Below are 26,244 nucleotides of genomic sequence, written 5' to 3'. Positions count from 1 at the left end.
TACCGGGAAGTGCCTTCCGGGTGCCGGTTTACATGCTCTGCGCCGCAGGTAGAATGGCGCCCTCCTTATCAGCCCCGAGCGGACCTCATGGCGTTGCCGACCCTACGGATCATTGGTTTCATCATCGGCATTTTCCTGATCACCCTGGCCATCGCCATGGTCATTCCGATGGCGACCCTGGTGCTGTTCGAACGCACCGGCGACCTGCCGTCGTTCCTCTGGGCCAGCATGATCACTTTCGTCGCCGGCCTGGCCCTGGTGATACCGGGGCGTCCGGAACATGTGCACCTGCGTCCGCGGGACATGTACCTGCTGACGGTGTCCAGCTGGCTGGTGGTGTGCATCTTCGCCGCCCTGCCGTTTTTGCTGACCCAGCACATCAGCTACACCGACTCGTTCTTTGAAAGCATGTCCGGCATCACCGCCACCGGCGCCACCGTGCTCAGCGGCCTGGACAACATGTCGCCGGGCATCCTGATGTGGCGCTCCCTGCTGCACTGGCTCGGCGGCATCGGCTTCATCGGCATGGCGGTGGCGATCCTGCCGCTGCTGCGCATCGGTGGCATGCGCCTGTTCCAGACCGAATCCTCGGACCGCTCGGAAAAGGTCATGCCGCGTTCGCACATGGTGGCGCGGCTGATCGTGGCGGCGTATGTCGGCATCACCATTCTCGGCAGCCTGGCCTTCTGGTGGGCCGGGATGAGCCTGTTCGACGCGATCAACCACGCGATGTCGGCGATTTCCACCGGCGGCTTCTCCACCTCCGACAGCTCGCTGGCGCACTGGCCGCAACCGGCGGTGCACTGGGTGGCAGTGGTGGTGATGATCCTCGGCAGCCTGCCGTTCACCCTGTACGTCGCCACCCTGCGCGGCAACCGCCGGGCGCTGATCAAGGACCAGCAGGTCCAGGGCCTGCTCGGGATGCTGCTGGTGACCTGGCTGGTGCTCGGCACCTGGTACTGGTGGACCACCCAGCTGCATTGGCTGGAGGCCCTGCGTCACGTTGCGCTGAACGTCACCTCGGTGGTCACCACCACCGGTTTTGCCCTGGGCGACTACAGCCTGTGGGGCAACTTCTCGCTGATGCTGTTCTTTTACCTGGGCTTCGTCGGCGGCTGTTCCGGCTCGACCGCCGGCGGGATCAAGATCTTCCGCTTCCAGGTCGCCTATATTCTGCTCAAGGCCAACTTGAACCAACTGATCCACCCGCGCGCGGTGATCAAGCAGAAGTACAACGGTCACCGTCTCGACGAGGAAATCGTCCGTTCGATCCTGACCTTCTCGTTCTTCTTCGCCATCACCATCTGCGTGATCGCCCTGGCGCTGTCGCTGCTGGGGGTGGACTGGATGACCGCCCTGACCGGCGCGGCCAGTACGGTGTCGGGGGTCGGCCCGGGCCTGGGCGAAACCATCGGCCCGGCCGGCAACTTCGCCACCCTGCCGGACGCCGCCAAGTGGATTCTGTCCCTGGGCATGCTGCTCGGCCGGTTGGAGATCATCACCGTATTCGTGCTGTGTATTCCGGCATTCTGGCGTCACTGACAGCGGCCCCGGATTCCTGCAATCGCGCCCGGTATTCGCCGGGCGTGGCATCGAACCAGCGGCGGAAAGCGCGAAAAAAATTGCTCGGGTCGGCAAACCCCAACAGATAGGCAATCTCCAGCAAGGTCATGCTCGGCTGCGCCAGGTACTGCTCGGCCAGTTCACGACGGGTGTCGTCGAGCAGGGTCTGGAAACTGGTGCCCTCCTCCTGCAGACGCCGTTGCAGGGTGCGCTGGGACAGGTGCAGGGTCTGGGCCACGGTTTCGCGCTTCGGCTCGCCCTGGGGCAACAACCGGCACAGTGCCTGGCGCGCCTTGTGCGTCACCCGACTTTCGGAGAAGCGCGCCAGATACTCACCGGCGAAGCGGTCATGCAGCCGCGCCATGGCTTCATTGGCGGTCGGCAACGGCGCCTCCATATCGGCCCGCTCGAAAATCAATCCATCGTAAGGCGCGTTGAACACCAGCGGCGCATGAAACGCCTGCTTGTAGGGCTCCAGATCGACCGGCACCGCCCCCTGCATCAGGACCTGGCGCGGCTGCAGCGTACGCCCGGTCAGCCAGCCACACAGCGCCAGCGCACAGGCCAGCGAGGCCTCGGCACTTTGCCGGGTCGGCGGCAGATGATCGCCGTGCACCGTCAGAATCAACGCATAACCTTCAGGTAAAAGTCGGAAACTCAGATCAGCGCTTTCCGCGATGATCCGCTGATAGCGCACCAAACGCTGGAAACCCTCGGCCAGGGTACGACTGGACATCAGGGCATACCCGGCCACATTGAAGGAGGCCGGTCGCACCACCTTGCCCATGTTCAGGCCGATCGCCGGGTTGCCGGACTGCTCCACCGCACGCTGCCAGAGACGCGTCATCGAGTCCTGGGGGAAGCGTGCGTCCGGGTCGTCCAGCGCGGCATAGTCGAGCCCGATCTGCTTGAACAATGCACGACAATCCAGGCCGTCCATCTCCAGAGCTTTGACAATTCCCATCGCCCAGCTTGCAGAAGTCGTTCGTTCGCTCATGGTGGGTTCTTTTACATGATGAGCCGCATGCCACGGCCGATTTCCCAAGGATACTAAAGTGGCGCCTATTGTCACTGGCCCCAGCCATTGATGACTCTAGACTCAAATAAGCTCCCCGCAGAGCATCCCGCTGGCAGAACAACAACCACAGAGATCGCAGTCGTGGATAACATCAAGCAATTCAATAGCTTCGCCGAGTTCTATCCGTATTACCTGAGCGAGCACAGCAACAGCACCTGCCGCCGCCTGCACTTCGTGGGCACGACCCTGGTAATTTTTATCCTCGCCTTCGCCATCGGCAAAGGCGCCTGGCTATTGCTGCTGGCCCTGCCGGTGGCCGGCTACAGCTTCGCCTGGGTCGGTCATTTCTTCTTCGAGAAGAACCGCCCGGCCACCTTCCAGCATCCGCTCTATAGCCTTGTGGGCGATTTCGTCATGTACCGCGACATGCTGACCGGCAAGGTGCCGTTCTAGGCCTGACCGGACAGCAAGCCGTCCTGCACAGCCAGTACAGGATTGGATCCAAGGCATAGACTCCCATCGTTGCGCAAAAAACAACAAGAGGATGGCCGATGAACGCTCACGCCCGTTTCACCCACATGAAGGATGGCACCCAGGAAGACTGGGCGATCATCGCCGCGGATTTCAGCGCCTACGCCAAGCAGTTGCCGGCGCGCATCGTGGCGCACCTGAAGTTGCTCGAGGGCGATTTTGGCGGCTTCCCGGTGGACCGCCTGACCCACTCGCTGCAAACCGCCAGCCGGGCCTGGCATGACGGCCGCGACGAGGAATACGTGGTCTGTGCCCTGCTCCACGACATCGGCGACACCCTGGGTTCCTACAATCACCCGGACATCGCCGCGGCGATCCTCAAGCCCTTCGTCAGCCCCGAGAACCTGTGGATGGTGGAGAAGCACGGGATCTTCCAGGGCTACTACTTCTTCCATCACCTGGGCATGGACCGGCACCTGCGCGAACAATTCAAGGACCACCCGCTGTATCTGCAGACCGCCGAATTCTGTGCCAAGTACGACGCCGCGGCGTTCGATCCAGGCTACGACAGCCTGCCCCTGAGCTTTTTCGAACCCATGCTCGAACGCCTGTTCGCCCAGCCGAAAAACTCGATCTACAAGGCCGCCATGAAGGAACACGCGCCGGCCTGAGAACAGCTGAGCGGCCATCGCGAGCAAGCTCGCTCCTACAGGGGGGATCTCTGGTTTTTGTAGGAGCGAGCTTGCTCGCGATACTCTTCAGGCCAGCTCCGCGACCTTGGCCAGTTCGGCCTTGCGCTGCGCCTCCCGCGCCTGAGCATCAGCCAGGCGATACAGCTCGATGGTGCCGTCCCAATGCTCGATCAGGGCGGTGCACGACTCGACCCAATCCCCGCAGTTGAGGTAGTCCACCTCGCCGACCTTGCGGATCTCGGCATGGTGAATGTGCCCGCACACCACGCCGTGCAACTCGCGCTTCACGCATTCGTGAGCGATGGCTTCCTCGAAGTCGCTGATAAAGCTGACCGCGGTCTTGACCTTGTGCTTGAGGTAGGCCGACAACGACCAGTAACCGTAGCCGTAGCGCGCCCGCCAGTGATTCAGCCAGCGATTGAGGGTCAGGGTGAACTCGTAGGCCGAGTCGCCGAGAAAGGCCAGCCAGCGGTGGTAGCGGGTGATGACATCGAACTGGTCGCCATGGATCACCAGCAGGTGCCGGCCGTCGGCGGTGACGTGCACCGCCTCGTCCACCAACTGGATATTGCCCAGGATCAGCTTCGAATAACGGCGCAGGAATTCGTCGTGGTTGCCGGTGACATAGATCACCTCGGTGCCGCGCTTGCTCATGGTCAGCAGGCGGCGGATGACGTTGGTGTGTGCCTGGGGCCAGTACATGCCGCCGCGCAGCTTCCAGCCGTCGATGATGTCGCCGACCAGGTAGATCCGGTCGGCGTGATAGCCCTTGAGGAACTGCGACAGATGCTCCGCCTGGCAGTCCCGGGTGCCCAGATGCACATCGGAAATCCACAGGGTGCGCACGCGTTGTTTACGGCTGGGTCTGGCGAGTTCGGCACTGGTCATGGGCACGCTCCTGCATTTTCTGCGAGCTTGCGCCCCAGCGATTAATCGCCTGTGACAGAAATACGGCAGTCCGATGACAACGCTGAAACCCAGGCCGCCGGTGTAGACTGCCGTTCTGCCAAGGAGACTGCGATGAGACCGATCCTCACGCTACGCCAATACAGCCACGACCTGATCGTCCACAGCCACGAACACGCGCAACTGGTGTTCGGCCTGTCGGGCCAGCTCGACTTCGAGGTCGACGGCCAGGGCAGCCAGGTGGTCCAGCAGAGCTTCGTGGTGGTGCCTTCCGGCGCCCATCATGCCTGCGGCAGCCCCAACGGCAGTCGCTGCCTGGTGCTCGACGTGCCCGACGAACATTGGCTGCTGCAGTCGCTGGGCGATCACGCCGATGCCAGTCGCCGCCTGCTCGACAACCCTGGGCGCCTGCCCCTGGATACGGCGCAGAGCCAACTGGTCAACTGGCTCGCCGGCAGCCCGGTCAACGACCCGCTGATTGCCCAGCAAGGCGCCGTGCTGTTACTAGCCAGCCTCAACCAGGCCAGCCCCGCCAGCGTCGGCGGCCGACGCCTGCCCTATGCCGCCTTGAATGCCCATATCGATAAACACGCCGCCCATCCGCTGCAAGTAGCCGACCTGGCGCAAATCGCCGGACTGTCCAGCGCTCGCCTGCATGCGCGGTTTGTCGCCGAATGCGGGCAGACGCCGATGGACTACATCCGCAGCCGGCGCCTGCACATGGCCGCCGGGCTGTTGCGCGATTCGGCACTGCCCATCGGCGAAATCGCCAGCCGCGTCGGCTACAGCTCCCAGAGCGCCTTCGCCGCCGCGGTGCTGCGCGAGTTCGGCGTCTCCCCCGGCAAGCTGCGACGCGCGACGGGCCAGCGCTAGGCTGTCGACAAAAAACGCGAGGATCGCGACAGACCGGGTCCTGCCCAGGCTTTTAGACTGGCACCGCTCCGCTCAACCGTTTTGAAGGATTGAAATGACTCCGCGTACTGCCCTTGGCGCCCTGCATATCGGCGCATTGATGTTCGGCCTCACCGGTGTATTCGGCAAACTCGCCGCCGCTTCGCCGGCCATCATCGTCTTTGGTCGCGCGGCGTTCGCGGTGCTCGCCCTGGCGTTCTTCGCCCGCTGCGCCAGCAGCATCCGCTGGCAACGGCTGCAGGCCACGGACGGGTGGCGCCTGTTGCTCAGCGGCCTGCTGCTGGCCGGGCACTGGGTGAGTTTCTTCATCGCGGTGAAAGTCGCCGGCGTGGCCATCGCCACCCTGGGCTTCGCCAGCTTCCCGGCCTTCACGGTGATCCTCGAGGGGCTGATCTTTCGTGAGCGGATCCGCCTCAACGAGATCGTCCTGGTGGCCCTGGTCAGCGTCGGCCTGGTGCTGGTCACGCCGGACTTCGACCTCGCCAGCGAAGCCACCAGCGGGCTGCTCTGGGCCGTGGGATCGGGTCTGCTGTTCGCCCTGCTGTCACTGAACAATCGCGCCAGTTCCGCGCGCATCCCGGCGGTGCAGGCGGCACTGTGCCAGAACGTAGTGGTTGCCTTGTGCTTGCTGCCGGTGGCGGCCCCCGGACTGAGCGAGGTCCGGGCCCTCGACTGGTTGTGGATCAGCTTGCTCGGCATCTTCTGCACCGGCCTGGCCCACAGCCTGTTCGTCGCCAGCCTCGCGGTGATCAAGGCCCGCACTGCGGCGGTGGTGTTCGCCCTGGAGCCGGTCTACGGGATTACCGTGGCCTGGCTGCTGTTCAACGAGACGCCGACGCTACGCATGCTGATCGGCGGCGTCTTGATCATCCTCGCCATCGTGGTCTCCAGCAGCCTGTCCGGCTCAAGCAAAAAAGCGCCAGTGGCGGAAGTCGCGTCTCACTGAGTGCGGTCGTTGTGGCCGAGGTCGCGCTGCGGATCGATCTGGTCGCGCACCCGCTGCTTGAGTACCTTGGCTTCGGGAAAACCGCCATCGGCCTTGCGTTCCCAGATCTGTACGCCGTCGCAGGTAATGCGGAACGTGCCGCCGGTGGCCGGCTCCAGGGACACCTTGCCCAGGTCGTCGCTGAAGGTGCTCAGCAGTTCCTGGGCCAGCCAGGCGGCGCGCAGCAGCCACTGGCACTGGGTGCAATAGGTGATGACCACTTCGGGTTTACGTTCTGACATGGTGCTGCCGACTCCTGGGCTCAAGGGCGTCGTTATAATAGCCGCCTTTATCGCTCGCCCCGAGATCCATGATGCGTCGTTTGCTGTCCTGCCTGCTCCTGTGTTTGCTCCCCGTGTTCCTGCACGCCGCCGAAGCACCACGGCCAAAGATCGGCCTGGTGTTGTCCGGCGGCGCCGCCCGTGGCCTGGCGCATATCGGCGTGCTCAAGGCCCTGGAGGAGCAAGGCGTGAAGATCGATGCGATTGCCGGCACCAGCATGGGCGCGGTGATCGGCGGGCTGTACGCCTCGGGCTACAAGATCGACGAGCTGGAAAAACTGGCCCTGAGCATCGACTGGCAACAGGCGCTGTCCGACGCGCCGCCCCGGGAAGACATACCGTTTCGTCGCAAGCAGGATGACCGCGACTTCCTGGTGAAACAGAAACTCAGCTTCCGCGACGACGGCAGCCTCGGCCTGCCGCTGGGGGTCATCCAGGGCCAGAACCTGGCGCTGCTGCTGGAAAGCATGCTGGCCCATGCCAGCGATACCCGGGACTTCGACAAGCTGCCGATCCCCTTCCGCGCGGTCGCCACCGACATCGCCAGCGGCGAGAAAGTAGTGTTCCGCAAGGGCCACCTGCCCCGGGTGATCCGCGCCAGCATGTCGATCCCGGCGGTGTTCGCTCCGGTGGAAATGGATGGCCGGCTACTGGTGGACGGTGGCATGACCGACAACATTCCGCTGGATGTGGCCCGCGACATGGGCGTGGACATCGCCATCGTGGTCGACATCGGCACCCCGTTGCGCTCTCGCCAGCAGTTGGCGACCGTGGTCGATGTGCTGAACCAGTCGATCACCCTGATGACCCGGCGCAACTCCGAGGAACAACTGGCGACCCTGCACAAGAATGACGTGCTGATCCAGCCGCCTCTGGCCAGCTTCGGGGTCACCGACTTCGGCCGCGCCCAGGAAATGATCGACGCCGGCTACCGCGCCACCCGCATCCTCGACACCCGCCTGGCGCCACTGCGCCGGGCCGAACCGATGGATGCCGAACTCAGCGCCGCGCGCACACCGAGCCAACGCACCCCGATCATCACCGCGATCCGGGTGGAAAACGATTCGAAGGTCAGCGACGACGTGATCCGTTACTACATCCGCCAGCACATCGGCGAGCCTCTGGACCTGGGCCGGCTGCAGACCGACATGGGCACGCTGTATGGCCTGGACTACTTCGAGCAGGTGCAATACCGCGTGGTCCACAAGGGCAATGACCATACCCTGGTGATCAACGCCCGGGGCAAACGAAGCGGCACCGATTACCTGCGCCTGGGGCTGAACCTGTCCGACGACATGCGCGGCGACAGCGCCTTCAACCTGGGCGCCAGCTACCGGGTCAACGGCATCAACAGCCTCGGCGCCGAATGGCTGACCCGGGTGCAGATCGGTGATCAGCAGGAGCTCTACAGCGAGTTCTATCAGCCGCTGGACGTCGGCTCGCGCTACTTCATCGCGCCGTATATCGGTCTTGAATCACAGAACATCGAAGCCGTGCTGGATAACGACCCGATCGCCGAGTACCGCCTGGAACGCTATGGTTTCGGCCTCAATATCGGGCGCCAGATCGGCAACAGCGGCGAGATCCGTTTCGGTGTCGGCGAGGCCTGGGGCAAGGCCGATGTCCGCGTCGGCGACCAGGACCTGCCTAGCGAAAGCTTCAACGAGGGTTACTACGAACTGCGCTACTCGTTCGACTCCCTGGACAATGTCTACTTCCCCCACGCGGGCGAGGACATCGGCCTGTCGCTGCGCCAGTTCGAACCCAGCCTGGGCTCGGACAAGCGCTACCGGCAGTGGGAGTTCAAGCTGGACAAGGCCCTGAGCAGCGGCCCGAACACCTTTATCCTCGGCGGTCGGTATGGCCGGACCCTGGATGAGGCCGAAGTGGTGACCTCAAGCTTTGTGCTGGGCGGCGCCCGCCAGCTGTCGGGCTTCCGCCAGGATGCGCTCTCGGGCCAGAACGTCAGCCTGATGCGGGGCGTCTACTACCGGCGGCTGACACCCCGCTCCTACCTGCCCCTGGACTTCCCGCTGTATATCGGCGGTTCCCTGGAGCGAGGGCGGGCCTGGAACAACGACAACGAGTTCGACAGTGGCTACATCAACGCCGCCAGCATCTTCCTTGGTTTCGACACGCCGCTGGGGCCGCTGAATTTCAGTTACGGCATCAACGACGATAACCAGAAAGCGGTCTACCTCAACTTGGGCCAGACGTTCTGAGGCTTGGCGTCCGACTCGGCTTCGGCCTTGCTGCCGGAGCCTGGTTCGTCTGGCTCCTCCAGGCGCCAGACGATCGAATCGGCATTGAATGGCGTAGGTGCTGCGGTAGGAGACGGCGGAGCGCTGGAGGGCTCGGAAGGTGCGATCAGGTCCCAGTCGACATCGATCGACGGCTCGCGATCAGCCAACCGATCTCCTGCCACGGACTGCACCGGAGCAAAAGGGGGCGTTGATCTGAACGACTCTTGGGCTGCCACCGTCGTCACAGCACTGGCCAGCGTTCGTGTGGGTCGACTCTCGGGGGCCATCTGTGCCTCCGGTACGGCGGCGGACTGACGACGGCGACGCACAACCAACACCACCAGCAAGGCCATCAGCAGCAAGGCGGCAAGCATCAGCCAGGGATTCGAGCCTTCATCAGTCTCCGGAGCCTGTTCGGCTGGCTGGGGTGGGCTGGCGGCGGTGGGTGTCGCGGCCCCGGGCGCCGGGGCAGGATTATCGGCAGGCTTGCTCCGGGCTTCGGCCAACTGACGTTGCAACTCCACCAGCTGTTGCTGCTGGCGCGCCAGTTGTTCGTCCCGCTGCTGCAATGTGTTGCGCAACTCTTGGGCCTGGTCCTGCAATTGCTGGTTGGCCTGCAGGGCTTGCGCCAATTGTCCGGCCGCGGGATCGCTCGCCTTGGCCGCCGCGGGTGGCGCCTGGGTGGCGATCGCCGGTTCGGGTTTTGCTACCCCCCTGACCGGGGCCGGCACTATCTCGGGGCTGCCCGGGGGATCGATCAGCAGCGTGTATTCGCGCAACTGCCGGCCATTGGCCTGGTTCACCTGCAGCAGGAAATCCAGGAACGGTTCGTTCACCGGCTTGCTCGACACTACCCGGATTACCCTGCGCTCGCCCTGCAAAACCTGGGTAAAACGCAAATCTTCGAGAAACGGCAAGCGCTCGATACCGGCCTGCTTGAACTCGCTGGCCGTCGCCAGGCTGACCGCCAACTCGCCCTCCTCCAGGCCTTGCGCCTGCACCAGGGCGATCTCCGCCTCCAGCGGCTGGTTCAGCGCCGAATGCACGGTGATTTCACCCAGGCCCACCGCCGAGGCCAGGGACGAATACAAGGCCGCCAGCACCGGCAGAAGGAACAAGGAACGATTCTTCGCCACCCAGGACGACCCGACGAAACCGCGCAGAGCGGCCAGCAGACTCTGGAACATGAGCACCCTTTTTGAGGACCGAAAGCGACCACAGCGGCGATACGCTGGCTGCGCATGCCGCTGTGGACCTGGTATTTCTTATAGTCCGCCGGTGTCGGTAGCTCAAAAATCCGCGGCGCTAGTTATGCCTCAAGACTTTTCCAGATTGGCCAGGATATGCGCATGAACCCGCATGCATACCCGCATATCCTCTTCATCGACACCGACGAACAATTCACTGCGCAGGGCTGTGGCGATGGTTTCGATCTGTTCGATCAAGGGCAGCGCCGGGGCGCACAGAACGATCTTCTTCGCCCGGCGATCCTCGACCACCGACTGCCGTTGCACCAAACCCTGGGTTTCCAGGCTGTCAAGCAGCCGCGCCAGGGTCGGTCCTTCGACGCCGACACTCTGGGCAAGTTCACGCTGGGTCGGGGCTTCATCGAAACGGGCGAGGTGCAGCAGCACCAGCCAGCGGGCCTGGGACAGGCCAAGTCCGGCCAGACGGCGATCCAGTTCGGCGCGCCAGCCTCGGGACATCTGCGCCAACTGCATGCCAAAACGGTGTTGATCGGTTAACGGCATAAACAACTCATGAGTTAGTAGACTGAAAATTAAGAAAAACTAATTATTAGTCAGCTAAGCATGACAGTTGCCGAGTGGCAAGGTTTGGCATGAACTGAATCATTACATCTTGCCGCCGTGGGACTCACATCTCGAATTCCGATTCGAGCGCCGCACGCACGCAATACAACACACCTTCCGGCACGCGACCGGCAAACAACTCGGCCACTTCGCTCACCGAGGGCAGCTCGCCTTCGCCATCGAGAAAGGCGTCCTGAATCTCGCCGAACAGGTCTTCCGGCAGATCCAACGCCTGTTCCAGAGACAGCTGCTGCTTGCCCACGGCTTCGGCGAGCATCGTGTAAACGTTCTTTTCCGAGCACTGCAATTGCCCGGCGATCTGCAGTGGCGTCATGCCGGCGCGGGCCAGGGTAATCAGCTCGTGGCGGATGTCGGCCACCACTTTCGGCGCCTCCACCTGGCCACCCAATACTTCGAGGAACGCCTCGCCGTAACGCTCCAGCTTGCGCGCGCCGACGCCGCTGACCCGGGCCATTTCCGCCAGGGAGCCGGGCTGGCTGCGGAGCATTTCCAGCAGGGTGGAATCGGGGAAAATGACATAGGGCGGCACGCCATGTTCTTCCGCCAGCTTGCGCCGCAGGGCGCGCAAGGCTTCCCACTGTTCGCGCTCTTCGCCACGTACCAGTTGGCTGGCTTGGCTGGTGCTGCTCTTGGCGGCGGTCTGCGGCTTTATGTCGCGGCGCAGCTCCAGGCTCACCTCGCCCTTGAGCAGCGGCCGGCAGCTGTCGCTCAGACGCAGGCCGCCGTAGCCTTCCAGATCGATGTCGGCCAGGCCGCGGGCCACCAGTTGGCGGAACAGCGAGCGCCATTCGCCTTCGCTGCGCGCCTTGCCCACGCCGAACACGGAAAGATGCTGATGGCCGAAGCTGCGGACCTTTTCCGTGTCCTTGCCCAGCAGCACGTCCACCAGGTGGCCGACGCCATACCGCTGGCCGGTGCGATAGATCGCCGACAGCGCCTGGCGCGCCGGCTCAGTGGCATCCCAGGTCTGCACGCCGTCGACGCAGTTGTCGCAATGGCCGCATGGCTGTGGCATGTCTTCGTCGAAATAGGCCAGCAGGGTCTGGCGCCGGCAGCGGGTTTCCTCGCACAGCGCCAGCATGGCATCGAGCTTGTGCTGCTCCAGGCGTTTGTGGCGTTCGTCGCCCTCGGAGTTCTGCAGCATCTGCTTGAGCATCAGCACGTCCTGCAGGCCGTAGGCCATCCAGGCATCGGCAGGCAGGCCGTCACGCCCGGCACGCCCGGTTTCCTGGTAATAGGCCTCGAGGGACTTGGGCAGATCCAGGTGCGCCACGAAGCGCACGTTGGGTTTGTCGATGCCCATGCCGAAAGCGATGGTCGCGACCATGATCAGCCCTTCCTCGTTGAGGAAACGCTTCTGGTGATAGGCCCGCAGCTCGCTGGGCAACCCGGCGTGATACGGCAGCGCCGGAAAGCCCTGCTCGCAGAGGAAGGCGGCAACCTCGTCGACCTTCTTGCGCGACAGGCAATAGACGATGCCGGCGTCGCTGCGTCGTTCGCTGAGGAACGCCAGCAACTGCTTGCGCGGCTGCTCCTTGGGAACGATGCGATAGAAAATGTTCGGACGGTCGAAACTGGAGAGGAAACGCTCGGCATCCTGCAAGTGCAGGCGATTGACGATTTCCTCTCGGGTACGCTTGTCGGCGGTGGCGGTCAGGGCGATGCGCGGCACCTGGGGGAACATTTCCGCCAACTGGCCCAGTTGCAGGTACTCCGGACGGAAATCATGCCCCCACTGGGACACGCAATGCGCCTCGTCGATGGCGAACAGGGCGATGTTGAGGTTCTGCAGGAACGCCAGCATCCGCGGCTGCACCAGGCGCTCAGGCGCCAGGTACAGCATCTTCACCTCGCCCCGCCGGATGCGCGCGGCCAGGTCGCGCTGCTGTTCGGCGCTCAGGGTGGAGTTCAGCGCCGCCGCGGCGACCCCGAGTTCCTCCAGGGTCGCGACCTGATCGTCCATCAGCGCGATCAATGGCGAGACCACCACCGCCAGGCCTTCGCGCAGCAGGGCCGGGACCTGGAAGCACAATGACTTGCCGCCGCCGGTAGGCATCAGTACCAGGGCGTCGCCGCCACTGGCCACACGCTCAATGATCGCACCTTGGCGGCCACGGAAACTGTCGTAGCCGAAGATGTCCTTGAGGACGCGTTGAGCCTGTTCGAGCATGAAAAACTCCAAAAATCGCTGAAATCCCTGTGCGCAGGCTGGCCGAAAAGGCCACGGTTTTCACTGACAAATCCGTTAGCGGACTTTTCCTGGACCGTCATGACGCCTGCCGGGCATCACAAAACGCGCAAGTATACCCGAGCACTTGCTGGCGAAGGGTGCCGGCAATGGACCGCTGGTAACCTTTAGAAGCGTGCAAATCTGCGCTGCGGCTGGCCTGGGCGCTCAAGAAGGCCTAGAATTCAGCATCGTTTATTCCCAAGGTAGTCCTTCAATGTCCTTCGCTGAGCAATTAACCCGCCTGCAAGCCTTCCTCGACGCCGATGAGCTGCATGACGAGGCGCTGGACTATGTGGCCGCCCACGGCTACCTGACTGCGCTGTCCATCTGTTCCGAAAGCGTTCCCGACCGTGAGTGGATCGACGCCCTGTTCGCCGAGGAGCCGCACTACAGCGACGCTGCGCAACGCGAAGAGATCGAATCCACTCTGATTGCCCTCAAGGCCCACATCGCCCGCCAACTGGCTTCCGACGAAGAGTTCGAGCTGCCGTGCGACCTCGATCTCGGCGACGAGCCGGACGACTCCGACCTGCGCGGCTGGTGCATCGGTTTCATGGAAGGTGTGTTCCTGCGCGAAGCGGCCTGGTTCGAAACCGCCGAGGAAGAAGTCAGCGAGATGCTCCTGCCGATCATGGTCGGCTCCGGTCTGTTCGACGAACAACCCGAGTTCTCCGACATCGCCAGCGATGCCAACCTGATGGACGACATGATCGTGCAGATCCCGGAAGCCCTGACCGCGCTGTACCTGCTGTGCAACGCGCCGGACGAAAAACCGGCCATTCTCAAGCCCCGTCACCACTGAGTCACCGCCTATGGCCAAGCCCATAGGCAACCGCCCCCTGATCCTGCGTTACGTTCTGCTGGCCATCGGCTGGCTGAGCGTAGTGCTGGGGGTGACCGGTATCTTCCTCCCGGTATTGCCCACTACGCCCTTCCTGCTACTGGCCGCCGCCTGCTTTGCCCGCAGTTCGCCGCGCTTCTATCGGTGGTTGGTGGAACATCCGCGGCTCGGCCCGTGGATCCGCGATTACCTGGACGGCCACGGCATTCCGCTCAAAGGCAAGGTCTACGCCATCGGCCTGATGTGGCTGAGCATCGGCCTGTCCTGCTACCTGGTGCCCCTGCCCTGGGCCCGCGGCTTCATGCTGACCAGCGCGGTGCTGGTGACGATCTACATCCTGCGCCAGAAGACCCTGCACAAGCCTTGAACCCGGCCCTGCGCGCCGCCTTCCTCCGTTCGTGGCAACCCGACCAGCTGCCCATGCTCGCGAAAAATACCGCCTAGACTTCAGAAACCTGCATTCGAGCAGCCCGCCATGCCCGCACGTTCGCGTCGCCCCGAGTGGACACTGCTCCGGTTTCGGCTGGCCGGCTGGTCGCTGTTGCTGGTCTGTTTGTGGACCGACCCGGGCAATGTGCGGGCGAACTGGGAATTCGTTTCTGCCCTGAGCACCTTCGAGTACCGTCATCAGGTCCTGGGCCCGGCCCGGGAACGTCTCGAGGCCTGGAACCAGTTATTGCAGGACCTGACCGGGCGAGCGGAATACGAACAACTGAATGCCATCAACCGCTTCTTCAACCAGCAATTGAGCTTCAAGGAGGACCAGCGCACCTGGCAGCAGAGCGACTATTGGGCCACGCCGATCGAGGCCCTGCTCAAGGGCGCCGGGGATTGCGAGGACTATGCACTGGCCAAGTATTTCAGCCTGCGCAGCCTGGGGGTCTCCAGCGACAAACTGCGCCTCACTTACGTCAAGGCCAGGCGCGGCAACCGGCCGCACATGGTCCTGGCCTATTACCCCAGCCCCGGCGCCGGACCGCTGATACTGGACAACCTCAGCAGCGACATTCGTTCCGCCGCCCAACGCCAGGATCCGAACCCGGTATACGCCTTCAATGCCGAGGGGCTGTACCTGCCCGGAGTGGCTGGCAACACGCGCAGCATCGACCCGAAAAAACTCTCGCGCTGGCAGGACGTCCTGAAAAAGATGCGGGACGAGGGCTTCACGGTGGGTAATGGCTGATCCGACAAGGAGTGCCGAATGTCGCTACTCAAGCAACTGTTCATCGCCATCTGCCTGTTCCTGCTGGTGGCCTTCAGCGGCAGTTTTTTTGTCAGCCTGGAAAGCTCCCGCGAGCAGATGCTCAACCAGCTACGCTCCCACGCCCAGGATGCGGCCACCGCCCTGGGCCTGTCCCTGACCAGCCAGGTCGACGACCCGGCGATGATGGAACTGATGGTCAGCTCGGTCTTCGACAGCGGCTACTACAACAGCATCCGGGTGGTGAACATCGAAGACGAAAGCATTCTGCTGGAGCGTTCGGTGCCTGCCAGGATCGAGGGCGTACCCCAGTGGTTCGTCAGGCTGGTGAGCCTGCGCCCGCAGGGTGGCGACGCCCTGGTCATGCGTGGCTGGGAACAGGTGGCGCGGGTGGAAGTGCTGAGCAACCCGCAGTTCGCCCTGGCCAGGCTCTGGGACAGCAGCGTCGGCAGCCTGCTCTGGCTGCTGGTGTGCGGCTTGCTCAGCGCGGTATTCGGCGGCTGGCTGCTGCGGCGCCAGTTGCGGCCGCTGGACGCCATGGTCAAGCAGGCCGAAGCCATCAGTCATCGCGAGTTCCTCAGCCTGCCGACGGTGCCGCGCACGCCCGAGCTCAAGCGGGTGGTCCTGGCCATGAACCAGATGGTGGAAAAACTCAAAGCCCTGTTCGCCGAAGAGGCCGCGCGCAGCGAGAAACTGCGGGCCGAGTCCTATCAGGACAGCCTGACCGGCCTGGCCAACCGGCGCCTGCTGGACGAACAGCTCGGCGATCAGTTGCTGCTCAACGAGCAGAGTGGCGATGGTTATCTGCTGATGCTGCGGGTCAATGACCTCAGTGGCCTGAACCAGCGCCTGGGCGGCCAGCGCACCGACGCCCTGATCAAGAGCATCGGCGATCTGCTCAAGCGCATCAGCGCCCAGGCCGACCGCCGCCACTGGCTGGCGGCGCGCAATCGCGGCGGCGAATTCAGCCTGCTGACACCGGGCCTGGACAGCCGCGGCGCCGAGCGCCTGGCCATGGAAATCAGCGCCACCCTGGAGAACCTGCGCCTGACCGGGGCCAGCGACTGCACACCGGTGGCGCACCTGGGTATAGTCGCCTACCGGCCCGGCGACCCGCTGAGCGGCGTCTGGTTGCGCCTGGACCAGGCACTGGCGCAGGCCCAGCAGCACCCCGAGCGTCCCTGGGCGTTGCTGCAGGAATTCGCCGCCGGCCCCAGCCAGCCACAGCATGACTGGCGCGCCTGGATCGACGACGCCCTGAGCAACGGCAAGTTGAAGTTGTATTTCCAGCCGGTGGTGCAGTGCGCCGACACCAGCGAGGTGCTGCATTACAAAGTGCTGGCGCGCTTGCTCGACCCGCAGGGCGAAGCCATTGCCGCCGGGCATTTCCTGCCGTGGATCGAGCGCCTGGGCTGGTCGTCGCGCTTCGACCTGGCCATGCTCGAACACACCCTGGATTATCTGCTCGAGCATGCCTGGCCGCTGGCCCTGAGCCTGTCTGGCAGCACCCTGCGCGACCCCGACGCGTTGCGGCGGATCCTCGACCAGCTCAAGGCCCTGCCCGACCTGGCCAAGTTACTCACCCTGGAAATCGACGAACACCAACTGCCCTCCGCCAGCGAGCTGCAGCAATTGAGCCAGCGCCTGCGGGACAGCGGCTACCGGATCGGCCTGCAGCATTTCGGCGGCAACTTCAGCCAGATCGGCAACCTCGCCCACCTCGGCCTGGCCTACCTGAAAGTCGATGGCAGCTACATCCGCGACATCGACCGGCAAAGCGACAAACAGCTGTTCATCGAGGCGATATTTCGCGCCACCCACAGCATCGACCTGCCGCTGATCGCCGAACGGGTCGAGACCCAGGGCGAACTGGACACCCTCAAGGCCCTGGGCCTGTTCGGGGTCATGGGGCGGCTGATCGGCCCACCGGAACCGATGTAGCCCCTTCCCCGCACAGCCCCGGCGCCAACCTCGGTCGAGGCAGGCGCCGGGCCCGCCGGGCCTCAGACGGTATCGACCTTCAACGAATGGTCGTTGAGCATGCCGTTGATGATGGTCGCGGTATCCGCGCCACCCGCGATCACTCCGCCCGCGCCCGGCGTCACCCCGTAGTGCTCCGCCAGGTTGACCCCTGCCAGATCGATGGTCTGGCTCGGCAAGGCCCCCGCCGCCGCGCTGACGTCGATACTGGTGATCAGCGACGGACCGCTGCCAGTGACCGTGAAGTGCAGGTAATCATCCAGCGATGCGCTGCTGGCGTTCTCGCCCTGCAACAGTTGCGACAGGTCGAGTTTGTCGATACCCGGCGTGAAGTCGGTGACCAGGTCATGCCCGCTGTTGCCCTGCTGCCACTGGAAGGTGTCGCTGCCGCTGCCACCGGTCAGGGTGTTGTTGCCCATCCCGCCGATCAACAGGTCGTCGCCGCCACCGCCGTTGAGCACATCGTTGCCCAGGCCGCCGGTGATGATGTTGGCGTTGCTGTCGCCGGTCAGGGTGTCGTTGTAGTTGGAGCCCACCAGGTTTTCGATGGCGGTCAGGGTATCGGTCCCGGCGCCACCGGTGTTCTGCGCACCGAGCAGCGAGAGGTCGACCGTGACCCCGGCGCTGGCATGGGCGTAGCTGGCGGTGTCGTTGCCCGTGCCGCCGTCGAGCAGGTCGTTGCCCGGACCGCCGAACAGCAGGTCGTTACCCGCGTCGCCGTGCAAGGTGTTGTTGCCGCTGCCGGCGACGAGCACGTCGTTGCCGTCGCCGGCATTGATCAGGTTATCGCCACTGCCGGCCAGCAGCACATCGTCGCCAGCAGTACCGGTCAGGGTATGGCCGTCCTGATAGCTGATGCTCACCGCCGCGCTGTCGCTGCCGCCATGGCTGTCGCTGGCGGTGTAAGTGCCGTGGTAATCCGGCGTGGATTCCTGGCCGCCCGCGTAGTTGACGGTCATGGTCAGCTGGTAGTTTTCCGAACCATTGGCGTTGCCGCCGCTGGGGTTGGTCAGGTTGGTGATGTGGATCTGGTAGGTGCCGTCCGCCCCCGCGGTGAACGAGCCACCGTCGGCAATCGCGGTGTAGGCCCCGCCATTGAAGGCGTACTCCATGCCCACCCGGCCCGCCGTCAGGTTGTGATCCAGGTTCAGGGTCTCGCCCTGCTTCAGGTTGACGCTGATCACATCCTCGTCGTTGTCATTGCCGTTGTTGATGCTGCCCAGGAAGCCGCTGATCACCACCGCGGCCGTCATCGCCGCCGTATTGGCGTTGAACGAGGCCCGGGCGATGGTCAGGGTCTGGCTGGACCCTCCGGTGAAGCCGATGGTCTGCAGGCTGCCGGCGGTAAAGTCCGCCCCTGGGGACAGCCAGCCGGTGTTGAAACTCGTCGGCGCGGCCGTCAGCGGATCGCCGTTGGCATCACTGTCGTTGGCCAGCAGGGCATCGGCCGGCACCACGATAGTGCCCGACAGAATGTTGGTGATGATGTGGTCGTCGCCCGCCATCGGCGCCGCGTTCGGATTGACCTTGACCACCAGGGTCGAGCTGGCCAGGTCGCCGTCGTTATCGCTGACGGTGAAGCCGACTGTCTCGGTCAGCACCACGCTGGTGACTTTCTGCGAGGTGTAGGTGTAATCGCCGGTGTCGAGTTTCACCACCAGTGTGCCGCCGTTGTTGGTGGCGATGCTGAGGCTGTTGTCCAGGGTATTGAAGGTGCCGTGGTTGACCCCGCCGCTGAAGCTTAGCGAGCCCTGGTTGCTATTGCCGTTGGGGTCATAGGTGTAGGTGGTGCCATCGACCACCAGGGTCTTGATGAAACCGCCGTCGGCGCCGAACGAGCCACCTTCGCCGAGCAGGCTGCCGGTGACCGGGGTGCCCTGTATCGTACCGGCCAGCACCGAGTCGAGCTGGTTCAGGTCGGTGACCACCACGGCATTGGTATCGATGTGGGTACTGCCGTCATAGGCCAGCGGGTCGAGGTTGCTGTTGCTGACACCGCTGCCCAGGCCGATTGCATAGTTCTTGATGCCGTTGGCGTCGAGGAAGGCTTTCCAGGCGGTCTCGTCGGCGGTGCCGATCTCCTGGCCATCGGTGGGCTTGCCGTCGGAGAAGAAATAACCGACGTTCTGCGCCCCGCTGATCTGGCCACTGGTGACAAACGCCAGCTTCGCCGCGGCCACGGCCGCATCGTAGTTGGTGCCGCCGCCCGCGGTCAGGGAGGCGATGATCGACTTGGCCGTCGCCACATCGACCCAGATCGGCGTCTTGTCCGTGGCGCTGCTGCTGAAGGTGACGATCTGCACCTTCACATCGCCCATGTCGTCGTACTTGTCGAGCAAGGTGCTGATCGCCTGCTTGGCCAGTTCCAGGCGCGACAGGCCGGGGACGCCCGACGGGTCGGCCATGCTGCCGGATACGTCGATCACCAGCAGCAGGTTGGAATCGACCTCCAGCGCAGTGACCGCCCGCTCGCTGGCGACCGCCTGGGGCACATCGTCGACGATGCTGATCTGGATGGTGCTGGTGGTGGTATTGCCCACCGCGTCGGTGGCCTTGTAGGTGAAGCTTTCGCTCAGCACGTTCGGACCGTCGTTGGCGTTCGGCGAGGTTTTTGGCGCCGAGGTCAGGGTGTAGCGGTAGGTGCCGTCGGGGTTGAGCAGGATCTGCCCGTAAGTGCCAGTGGCGCTGCCGACCAGGGTGTAGGTAATCGCACCGCTGCCGCCGGTGACCGAGCCGACCAGGGTGCCGGTGGCGGTTTCGCCGGTATTGCCCGGGTCACTGCCGGTCACCGTACCGGCCGCCAGGTCCTGGCCGTCCTTGCTCAGGTCCAGGGCCTTTTCGAAGACAGTAATGTCCTGGTCGGTGACCGCCCTGAGTTCGTTGCCGCAGATCTGGATGGTGATGGTGGTGGTGCTTTCATCGCCGTCCGCGTCACGCACGGTGTAGACGAACACATCCTCTGAATCGGGAGCGGTGACCGAGTTCGGATTGCTGTGATAGGTCGCGTTGCCGAAGGCGTCCAGGGTCAACGTGCCATACAGGCCGTTGATGGTAGTATTCAAGCCGCCAATGGCCGAGGTCGAGGTGTCGCTGCCGGCGCGCACGCCGACCACCGCGCCAGTGATTGCCGGGCCATCGGCGCCGCCAATGTCGTTACCCAGCACATTGCCGCTGAGGGTCGTGCCTTCGTCGGCCATCACCACATCAGGGTGAGCGGTGGGCAGGTCGTCGACGATATTCACATCCAGCACCCCAGAGGCGCTGCTGCCATCGCCATCGCTGGCGAACACATTGAAATGCTCGGCGATGCTGTTGGCCCCCAGCCCCGTCGGATGGCTTTCATTGTCGAGCAGGGTGTAGCTGTAGGCGACGACACCGATACTGGCGTCGTAGCCGGTAATGGTCAGCACGTTACCCAAGGCCGTCAGGATCGATTGCGGGAAGCTCGCGGCCACCCCGCCGGTGACCACATTGATCCCGCCCACCGTCAGGGTTTGCAGGCCGTCCGGCGCGTTGACCAGGAAGAAGCCGCTCTGGGTCAAGGCCGGGGCATTGGGGCTGGTGCCATCGCTGAGGTGCTTCTCGTAGACCGTCAGCTCGCCGCCCTCGATATCCAGGCAGTGCAGGGTCACGCAGTCGTCGTTGTTATGGACGTTCAGCACCAGGTTGGCGGTGCTCGGGTCGCCATCGGCGTCGGTGATGGTGTAGGCGAAGGTCTCGGTAGCGCTGCCATTGCCCTGCAAGGCCTTGAAGTCGGCGTCCGCGGTGTTGAGGGTGTAGGTGTAGGTGCCATCGGCTGCGAGGACCAGGGTGCCGTAGGTGCCGGTGAAGGTACCGGGTGTGACTGGACCGGTTGGCACACGATCCGCACCTTGGGTGTCATTGGTCAGCACGTTGCCGGTCAGGGTCAGCTGGCTTTCCGAAGCGACACCATTGCTGTCATTGACCGCCGTTGGCAGGTCGTCCACCACATTCACGTCCAGCGAACCGCTGGCGGTGCTGCCATCGACATCGGTCGCCACCACATTGAAGTGTTCGCTGAGGCTGTTGGCGCCATTGGCCGTCGGGTGATCCTCGTTGTCCGTCAGGGTGTAGCTGTAGCTGATCACCCCGGTGGCAGCGTTGTAGCCTGTGATGGTCAGGGTATTGCCCAAGGCCGTGGTCACCGATTGCGGGAAGCCTGCGGCCACCCCGCCCGTCACCACGTTGATCCCGCCGACCGTCAAGGTCTGCAGGCCATCCAGCGCAGTCACGGTGAAGGTGCCGCTTTGGGTCAACGCGCCCGCATCCGGGCTGCTGCCGTCCGCCAGGTTTTTCTCGTGGACCGTCAGTTCGCCGCCGTTGGTATCCAGGCCATCGAGGGTCACGCCGTCGTCGTTGTTATGGATGTTCAGCACCAGGTTGGCGGTGCTCGGGTCGCCGTCGGCGTCGGTGATGGTGTAGGCGAAAGTCTCGGTACCGTTGCCATTGCCCTGCAAGGCCTTGAAGTCGGCGTCCGCGGTGTTGAGGGTGTAGGTGTAAGTGCCATCGGCCGCGAGGACCAGGGTGCCGTAGGTGCCGGTGAAGGTACCGGCGGTCACTGGGCCAGTGGGGACCCGGTCAGCGCCCTGCACGTCGTTGGTCAACACATTGCCGCTGAGCACCAGCTGGCTTTCCGAGGCCACGCCATTGCTGTCATCGACTGCCGTTGGCAGGTCGTCCACCACATTCACATCCAGCGAACCGCTGGCGGTACTGCCATCGGCATCGGTCGCCACCACATTGAAGTGTTCGCTGAGGCTGTTGGCGCCATTGGCCGTCGGGTGGGCCTCATTGTCGGCCAGGGTGTAGCTGTAGCTGATCACCCCGGTGACGGCGTTGTAGCCCGTGATGGTCAGGGTGTTGCCCAAGGCCGTGGTCACCGATTGCGGGAAGCCCGCGGCCACCCCGCCCGTCACCAGGTTGATCCCGCCGACCGTCAAGGTCTGCAGGCTATCCAGCGCGGTCACGGTGAAGGTGCCGCTTTGGGTCAACGCGCCCGCATCCGGGCTGCTGCCGTCCGCCAGGTTTTTCTCGTGGACCGTCAGTTCGCCGCCGTTGGTATCCAGACCATCGAGGGTCACGCCGTCATCGTTGTTATGGATGTTCAGCACCAGGTTGGCGGTGCTCGAGTCGCCGTCGGCGTCGGTAATGGTGTAGGCAAAGGTCTCGGTAGCGCTGCCATTGCCCTGCAAAGCCTTGAAGTCGGCGTCCGCGGTGTTGAGGGTGTAGGTGTAGGTGCCATCGGCTGCAAGGACCAGGGTGCCGTAGGTGCCGGTGAAGGTACCGGCGGTCACTGGGCCTGTGGGTACGCGGTCAGCGCCCTGCACGTCGTTGGTCAACACATTGCCGCTGAGCACCAGCTGGCTTTCCGAGGCCACGCCATTGCTGTCATCGACTGCCGTTGGCAGGTCGTCCACCACGTTCACATCCAGCGAACCGCTGGCCGTGCTGCCATCGACATCGGTCGCCACCACATTGAAGTGTTCGCTGAGGCTGTTGGCGCCATTGGCCGTCGGGTGGGCCTCATTGTCGGCCAGGGTGTAGCTGTAGCTGATCACCCCGGTGACGGCGTTGTAGCCCGTGATGGTCAGGGTGTTGCCCAAGGCCGTGGTCACCGATTGCGGGAAGCCCGCGGCCACCCCGCCCGTCACCAGGTTGATCCCGCCGACCGTCAGGGTCTGCAGGCCATCCAACGCGGTCACGGTGAAGGTGCCGCTTTGGGTCAGCGCCGCGGCATCCGGGCTGCTGCCGTCCGCCAGGTTCTTCTCGTAGACCGTGACTTCGCCGCCTTCGGCATTGAGGCCCTGAATCACCACCGTGTCGTCGTTGTTGTGCACCTGCAACACCAGGTTGGCGGTGCTGCTGTCGCCGTCGGCATCGGTCAGGGTATAGGTGAAGCTGTCCGTACCGTTGCCGCCGCCCTGAAGCGCGAGGAACGCCGGATCGCTGGTATGCACGGTATAGGTATAGGTACCGTCGGCGGCCAGCACCAGGGTGCCGTAGGTGCCGTTGAAGGTGCCGGCGGTGATCGGTCCGCTGGGCACCCTGTCGGCGCCTTGCACATCGTTGGTCAGGACATTGCCGCTCAGGGTCAGTTGGCTTTCCGAGGCGACGCCATTGCTGTCGTTGAACGCCTGGGGCACATCGTCGGTGATGTTGATATCCAGCGAGTTGCTCGCCGAATCGCCATTACTGTCGCTGGCGACCACGCTGAAATGTTCGCTCAGGTTGTTGGCACCGTCGGAGGCGGAATGGATGTCGTTGCCGACCAGGGTGTAGCTGTAGCTGACCGTACCCGTGGCAGGATCGAAACCGGTGATGGTCAGGGTGTTGCCGAGGGCGGTGGTAATAGACTGCGGAAAGCCGGCGGCAACCCCGCCACTGACCACGGCGATCCCACCCACGCTGAGGCTGAGCAGCCCGTCGGGGGCGGAGACACTGAAGGTACCGTTCTGCACCAGCGCCGCGGGATTGCTCGCCGAGCCTTGGGGCAGATTGGCTTCGCTGAGGGTCAACTCGCCATTGGCGACCGACAGGCCGCCCAGGGTGACCGGGTTGTTCGGTGGGGGTGGCGGTGCGATACCGCCGTCGTCGCTAGGCGGTACCGCGGCAATCCGCTCAGGCACGAACTCGGGAATGCCATTGAAGCCCGCGGTGGGGAAACCAATGATCGGCTCGACCCGACCCGCGACTTCTTCAAGCAGTACAAAGGTATGCCCGCCACCCAGGGCGCCAGCGGTGCCACCCGTAGCACCGGGGCCGGCCGCGGTGGCTTCGCCAGTCTGCGTCGGGTCGGCGCCGGCAGCGATGGCTTTCTGCAGTTGCTCGACATCAGTCAGTTGCGCCTCGCTGGGGGTCACAACTTCAGGAGCCTGCACATGGGGCGCCTGGTTCGCCAACAGTTGCGGGGTCAATTGCAGGCTGCTGTCGCGCCCGAGGGTCAGTTCCTGGCCGTTCTGCAGATGCACGGCTACCGCGCCCTGCGCACCGGTCACCAGTTGATCCCCCGCAAACAGACGATCGCCTTCTACCAGAACGCGCCGGCTGCCATCCGCCGCTACCGCTACCACCTGCCCGATTACCTTACTGACGACACCGATTAACCTAGCCATGAGCACTTCCTCCGCTGCCGACCGCTATCGGCATCTGGTTGCACGGAAAAGTGCTATGGCGTTATCGGGTCACCGACGGGAAACGCCAGCCTGAAGGTTCGCTGATTGCTGCTCAGTCGAACCTGCGCACCGGCCTTCCCTCTCGCTCGTCCCTCGCTGGCCTGCTGTTTCTGCCGAAGGCAAAACCGAATGCAATCAAACGCATTCAGGCTTCGGACAGCCCTCCCGCGAAAGTCGCGACATGGATTCAAACACTTCAAGTGACAAAAAAATGTCGCTATAAAATCCGTATCGCACCCTCCCCACCGCTCCTCTCCCGCCCTATGTCGCAAATTTTGTTGAACCTTTTCAAACCCCTGAAAAGCCCTCTAGAGCCTATAAATACGGGGCTTGCGAACTGAACAATGTGCTGGATTTCACAGAGTGCATAAGTTTTTTTCAGCATAAGCCTTATGAGAAATTCTTCTTAGCTTGCGCTCAGGATGTTCTTAGCTCTGTTGTTACAAGCCTGAAACGGTTTGACCTATAAAGTTCGTCATTTTTTTGGCGACTGCAAAGCACCATACATGGACCAGGGAGATGTACCTCATGCGCGTTTTTACCCCCCTCAGTAGCGCGATTTTATTAGCCATGGCCTGCATTCATCAGGCCCAAGCCATGTCTCTGACGGAGGCGATTCAAAGCACGCTGGACAACCACCCGGAACTGCGCGCGAGCCAGAACAACCGTCTGTCGGCTGATGAGGACGTCAAGGTCGCCAAAGGGGGCTTCTATCCATCGCTGGACCTGAATGCTGCCTATGGCCGTGGCTACAGCGACAACACCACCACGCGCGCGTTGGGCAACCATCACACCGAGACGTTGACCTATACCCAGTCGGAGTTGCGCCTGCGGCAAATGCTCTTCGACGGCTTCAATACCGCCAACGAAGTCGGGCGTACCCAGTCGGTCTCCAACTCGCGGGCCTACTACACCCGCGGTACCGCCGAGAGCCTGGCCCTGCGCACCATCGAGGTGTACCTGGAAGTGCTCAAGCGCCGCGAACTGGTGACCCTGGCCAAGAACAACCTGCAGGCGCACCTGCGGGTCAACGACCAGATCGGCCTGCGCAGCGAACGTGGCGTCGGCAGCACCGCCGACCTCGACCAGTCCAAGGCCCGTCGCGCCCTGGCGGAAAACAACTACGACACGGCGCAGGTCGACCTGGCCGACGCCGAAGCCAACTTCTTCAGCGCCGTGGGCCGTATGCCCGACGAACTGGAAAGCCTGCCTTCGGTGCGCGGCGAGATCCCCGCCAGCCTGCCGGATGCCCGGCAGAGCATGCTGGAGAACAACCCCTACCTGAAATCGGCCCAGGCCGACGTGCAAGCGGCCGAGAGCCAGTACGAAGTCGCCAAGTCGCCGTTCTACCCACGCTTCGATGCCGAGGCCGCGGTGGGCGCCAACGACAACGTGCAGGGCGACAAGGGCCACGACAATGAATGGCGAGTGGGCGTGGTGATGAACTACAACCTGTTCCGCGGCGGCAGCGACAAAGCCCGCCTGCAATCGGACGCGCACAAGATCAACCAGGCCATGGACATCCGCAACAACGCGCTGCGCATGCTCAACGAGAACATCACCCTGGCCTGGAACGCCATGCTCAACGCCAAGAAGCAGACCCCCACCGCTCGCGAATACGCTGAAACCACCACCCGCGTACGGGCCGCTTACCAGGACCAGTTCGGTCTCGGCCAGCGCACCCTGCTCGACCTGCTGGACAGCGAAAACGAGCTGTACAACGCCAACCGCCGCTACACCGAGGTGCGCTACACCGAGGAGTTTTCGATGTATCGCGTGCTGGCGAACATGGGCGAGTTGTTGAACAAGGAGAAAGTCGTGGTGCCAGCCGAAGCGATCGCCCAGACCGAAGTGAAGAGCGAAGCCCGTCTGCCTGAGATGCGTTAAGTCCTCGGA

The 26,244-nt window shown here is 63.7% G+C and carries 18 protein-coding genes; 11 read left to right on the top strand and 7 right to left on the bottom strand.

Annotated features, from left to right (window positions below; all coding sequences use genetic code 11):
* Positions 1–87: 87 nt before the first annotated feature.
* Positions 88–1,542: a TrkH family potassium uptake protein gene (locus AC07VU_RS22005; protein WP_009042687.1), complete on the top strand. Its 1,455-nt coding sequence runs from the start codon at positions 88–90 to the stop codon at positions 1,540–1,542.
* Here the strand turns inward: AC07VU_RS22005 and AC07VU_RS22000 are convergent.
* Positions 1,499–2,560: an AraC family transcriptional regulator gene (locus AC07VU_RS22000; RefSeq protein WP_114759772.1), complete on the bottom strand. Its 1,062-nt coding sequence runs from the start codon at positions 2,558–2,560 to the stop codon at positions 1,499–1,501. The genes AC07VU_RS22005 and AC07VU_RS22000 overlap by 44 nt on opposite strands.
* 162 nt (positions 2,561–2,722) lie before the next feature.
* Here AC07VU_RS22000 and AC07VU_RS21995 point away from each other — a divergent pair, with 162 nt between their 5' ends.
* Positions 2,723–3,034, top strand: coding sequence for an Mpo1-like protein (locus tag AC07VU_RS21995; RefSeq protein ID WP_025805147.1), 312 nt, complete (start codon positions 2,723–2,725; stop codon positions 3,032–3,034).
* A 98-nt stretch (positions 3,035–3,132) separates the two neighbouring features.
* A complete protein-coding gene (locus tag AC07VU_RS21990) occupies positions 3,133–3,723 on the top strand; it encodes an HD domain-containing protein (protein ID WP_009042685.1) in 591 nt (196 codons plus the stop codon).
* Between the two features lie 87 nt (positions 3,724–3,810).
* Here the strand turns inward: AC07VU_RS21990 and AC07VU_RS21985 are convergent, their stop codons facing one another.
* A complete protein-coding gene (locus AC07VU_RS21985) occupies positions 3,811–4,632 on the bottom strand; it encodes a UDP-2,3-diacylglucosamine diphosphatase (protein ID WP_009042684.1) in 822 nt (273 codons plus the stop codon).
* Positions 4,633–4,764: 132 nt separating this feature from the next.
* Between AC07VU_RS21985 and AC07VU_RS21980 the strand changes: the two genes are divergently transcribed.
* Complete coding sequence (locus tag AC07VU_RS21980) at positions 4,765–5,523, top strand: helix-turn-helix transcriptional regulator (RefSeq protein WP_053260082.1); 759 nt, start codon at positions 4,765–4,767, stop codon at positions 5,521–5,523.
* A gap of 94 nt (positions 5,524–5,617) precedes the next feature.
* The gene (locus AC07VU_RS21975; protein WP_053260081.1) at positions 5,618–6,508 is read left to right on the top strand and encodes a DMT family transporter; all 891 of its coding nucleotides are present in this window, start codon (positions 5,618–5,620) and stop codon (positions 6,506–6,508) included.
* Here the strand turns inward: AC07VU_RS21975 and AC07VU_RS21970 are convergent.
* The gene (locus tag AC07VU_RS21970; RefSeq protein ID WP_007929749.1) at positions 6,502–6,789 is read right to left on the bottom strand and encodes an Rdx family protein; all 288 of its coding nucleotides are present in this window, start codon (positions 6,787–6,789) and stop codon (positions 6,502–6,504) included. The two genes, AC07VU_RS21975 and AC07VU_RS21970, sit on opposite strands and share 7 nt — an antisense overlap.
* 71 nt (positions 6,790–6,860) lie before the next feature.
* Between AC07VU_RS21970 and AC07VU_RS21965 the strand changes: the two genes are divergently transcribed.
* Entirely contained in the window at positions 6,861–9,050 is a 2,190-nt protein-coding gene (locus AC07VU_RS21965; RefSeq protein ID WP_457276741.1) for a patatin-like phospholipase family protein, read from the top strand.
* Here AC07VU_RS21965 and AC07VU_RS21960 read toward each other — a convergent pair.
* The 3 genes from AC07VU_RS21960 to recQ all read right to left on the bottom strand — a co-directional run bounded on the left by AC07VU_RS21960 (position 9,023) and on the right by recQ (position 13,073).
* Complete coding sequence (locus tag AC07VU_RS21960; protein ID WP_495030479.1) at positions 9,023–10,258, bottom strand: type IV pilus assembly protein FimV; 1,236 nt, start codon at positions 10,256–10,258, stop codon at positions 9,023–9,025. The two genes, AC07VU_RS21965 and AC07VU_RS21960, sit on opposite strands and share 28 nt — an antisense overlap.
* A gap of 129 nt (positions 10,259–10,387) precedes the next feature.
* Positions 10,388–10,822 carry a MarR family transcriptional regulator gene (locus AC07VU_RS21955; protein ID WP_007929752.1) on the bottom strand — a complete coding sequence of 145 codons (435 nt, stop codon included), beginning with the start codon at positions 10,820–10,822 and terminating at the stop codon, positions 10,388–10,390.
* A gap of 124 nt (positions 10,823–10,946) precedes the next feature.
* Positions 10,947–13,073, bottom strand: coding sequence for a DNA helicase RecQ (recQ, locus tag AC07VU_RS21950; RefSeq protein WP_457275871.1), 2,127 nt, complete (start codon positions 13,071–13,073; stop codon positions 10,947–10,949).
* A 274-nt stretch (positions 13,074–13,347) separates the two neighbouring features.
* Between recQ and AC07VU_RS21945 the strand changes: the two genes are divergently transcribed.
* The 4 genes from AC07VU_RS21945 to lapD all read left to right on the top strand — a co-directional run bounded on the left by AC07VU_RS21945 (position 13,348) and on the right by lapD (position 17,116).
* Positions 13,348–13,935, top strand: a complete 588-nt coding sequence (locus AC07VU_RS21945; RefSeq protein ID WP_007929756.1) for a UPF0149 family protein — start codon at positions 13,348–13,350, stop codon at positions 13,933–13,935.
* Positions 13,936–13,945: 10 nt separating this feature from the next.
* A complete protein-coding gene (locus AC07VU_RS21940; protein WP_007929758.1) occupies positions 13,946–14,341 on the top strand; it encodes a YbaN family protein in 396 nt (131 codons plus the stop codon).
* Positions 14,342–14,449: 108 nt separating this feature from the next.
* Positions 14,450–15,157, top strand: a complete 708-nt coding sequence (locus AC07VU_RS21935; RefSeq protein ID WP_495030478.1) for a transglutaminase-like cysteine peptidase — start codon at positions 14,450–14,452, stop codon at positions 15,155–15,157.
* Positions 15,158–15,175: 18 nt separating this feature from the next.
* A complete protein-coding gene (gene lapD / locus AC07VU_RS21930; protein ID WP_495030477.1) occupies positions 15,176–17,116 on the top strand; it encodes a cyclic di-GMP receptor LapD in 1,941 nt (646 codons plus the stop codon).
* A 62-nt stretch (positions 17,117–17,178) separates the two neighbouring features.
* On the opposite strand, the gene AC07VU_RS21925 is transcribed toward lapD, so the two are convergent.
* The gene (locus AC07VU_RS21925; RefSeq protein WP_495030476.1) at positions 17,179–24,288 is read right to left on the bottom strand and encodes a retention module-containing protein; all 7,110 of its coding nucleotides are present in this window, start codon (positions 24,286–24,288) and stop codon (positions 17,179–17,181) included.
* 588 nt (positions 24,289–24,876) lie between these two features.
* Between AC07VU_RS21925 and AC07VU_RS21920 the strand changes: the two genes are divergently transcribed.
* On the top strand, positions 24,877–26,235 hold the full coding sequence (locus AC07VU_RS21920; RefSeq protein WP_007920684.1) for a TolC family outer membrane protein: 1,359 nt from the start codon (positions 24,877–24,879) through the stop codon (positions 26,233–26,235).
* Positions 26,236–26,244 lie beyond the last annotated feature (9 nt).

It is taken from the genome of Pseudomonas sp. GW821-FHT02B10, assembly GCF_059421865.1.
This window is presented reverse-complemented; position numbering and strand designations above follow the sequence as displayed.

Coding starts and splice junctions, on each gene's coding strand:
- AC07VU_RS21985 (WP_009042684.1), bottom strand. CDS start 4,632: ATGACCAGTGCCGAACTCGCCAGACCCAGCCGTAAACAACGCGTGCGC.
- AC07VU_RS21925 (WP_495030476.1), bottom strand. CDS start 24,288: ATGGCTAGGTTAATCGGTGTCGTCAGTAAGGTAATCGGGCAGGTGGTA.
- AC07VU_RS21945 (WP_007929756.1), top strand. CDS start 13,348: ATGTCCTTCGCTGAGCAATTAACCCGCCTGCAAGCCTTCCTCGACGCC.
- AC07VU_RS21940 (WP_007929758.1), top strand. CDS start 13,946: ATGGCCAAGCCCATAGGCAACCGCCCCCTGATCCTGCGTTACGTTCTG.
- AC07VU_RS21980 (WP_053260082.1), top strand. CDS start 4,765: ATGAGACCGATCCTCACGCTACGCCAATACAGCCACGACCTGATCGTC.
- AC07VU_RS21935 (WP_495030478.1), top strand. CDS start 14,450: ATGCCCGCACGTTCGCGTCGCCCCGAGTGGACACTGCTCCGGTTTCGG.
- AC07VU_RS21920 (WP_007920684.1), top strand. CDS start 24,877: ATGCGCGTTTTTACCCCCCTCAGTAGCGCGATTTTATTAGCCATGGCC.
- recQ (WP_457275871.1), bottom strand. CDS start 13,073: ATGCTCGAACAGGCTCAACGCGTCCTCAAGGACATCTTCGGCTACGAC.
- AC07VU_RS21960 (WP_495030479.1), bottom strand. CDS start 10,258: ATGTTCCAGAGTCTGCTGGCCGCTCTGCGCGGTTTCGTCGGGTCGTCC.
- AC07VU_RS22000 (WP_114759772.1), bottom strand. CDS start 2,560: ATGAGCGAACGAACGACTTCTGCAAGCTGGGCGATGGGAATTGTCAAA.
- AC07VU_RS21970 (WP_007929749.1), bottom strand. CDS start 6,789: ATGTCAGAACGTAAACCCGAAGTGGTCATCACCTATTGCACCCAGTGC.
- AC07VU_RS21955 (WP_007929752.1), bottom strand. CDS start 10,822: ATGCCGTTAACCGATCAACACCGTTTTGGCATGCAGTTGGCGCAGATG.
- AC07VU_RS21965 (WP_457276741.1), top strand. CDS start 6,861: ATGCGTCGTTTGCTGTCCTGCCTGCTCCTGTGTTTGCTCCCCGTGTTC.
- AC07VU_RS22005 (WP_009042687.1), top strand. CDS start 88: ATGGCGTTGCCGACCCTACGGATCATTGGTTTCATCATCGGCATTTTC.
- AC07VU_RS21990 (WP_009042685.1), top strand. CDS start 3,133: ATGAACGCTCACGCCCGTTTCACCCACATGAAGGATGGCACCCAGGAA.
- AC07VU_RS21975 (WP_053260081.1), top strand. CDS start 5,618: ATGACTCCGCGTACTGCCCTTGGCGCCCTGCATATCGGCGCATTGATG.
- lapD (WP_495030477.1), top strand. CDS start 15,176: ATGTCGCTACTCAAGCAACTGTTCATCGCCATCTGCCTGTTCCTGCTG.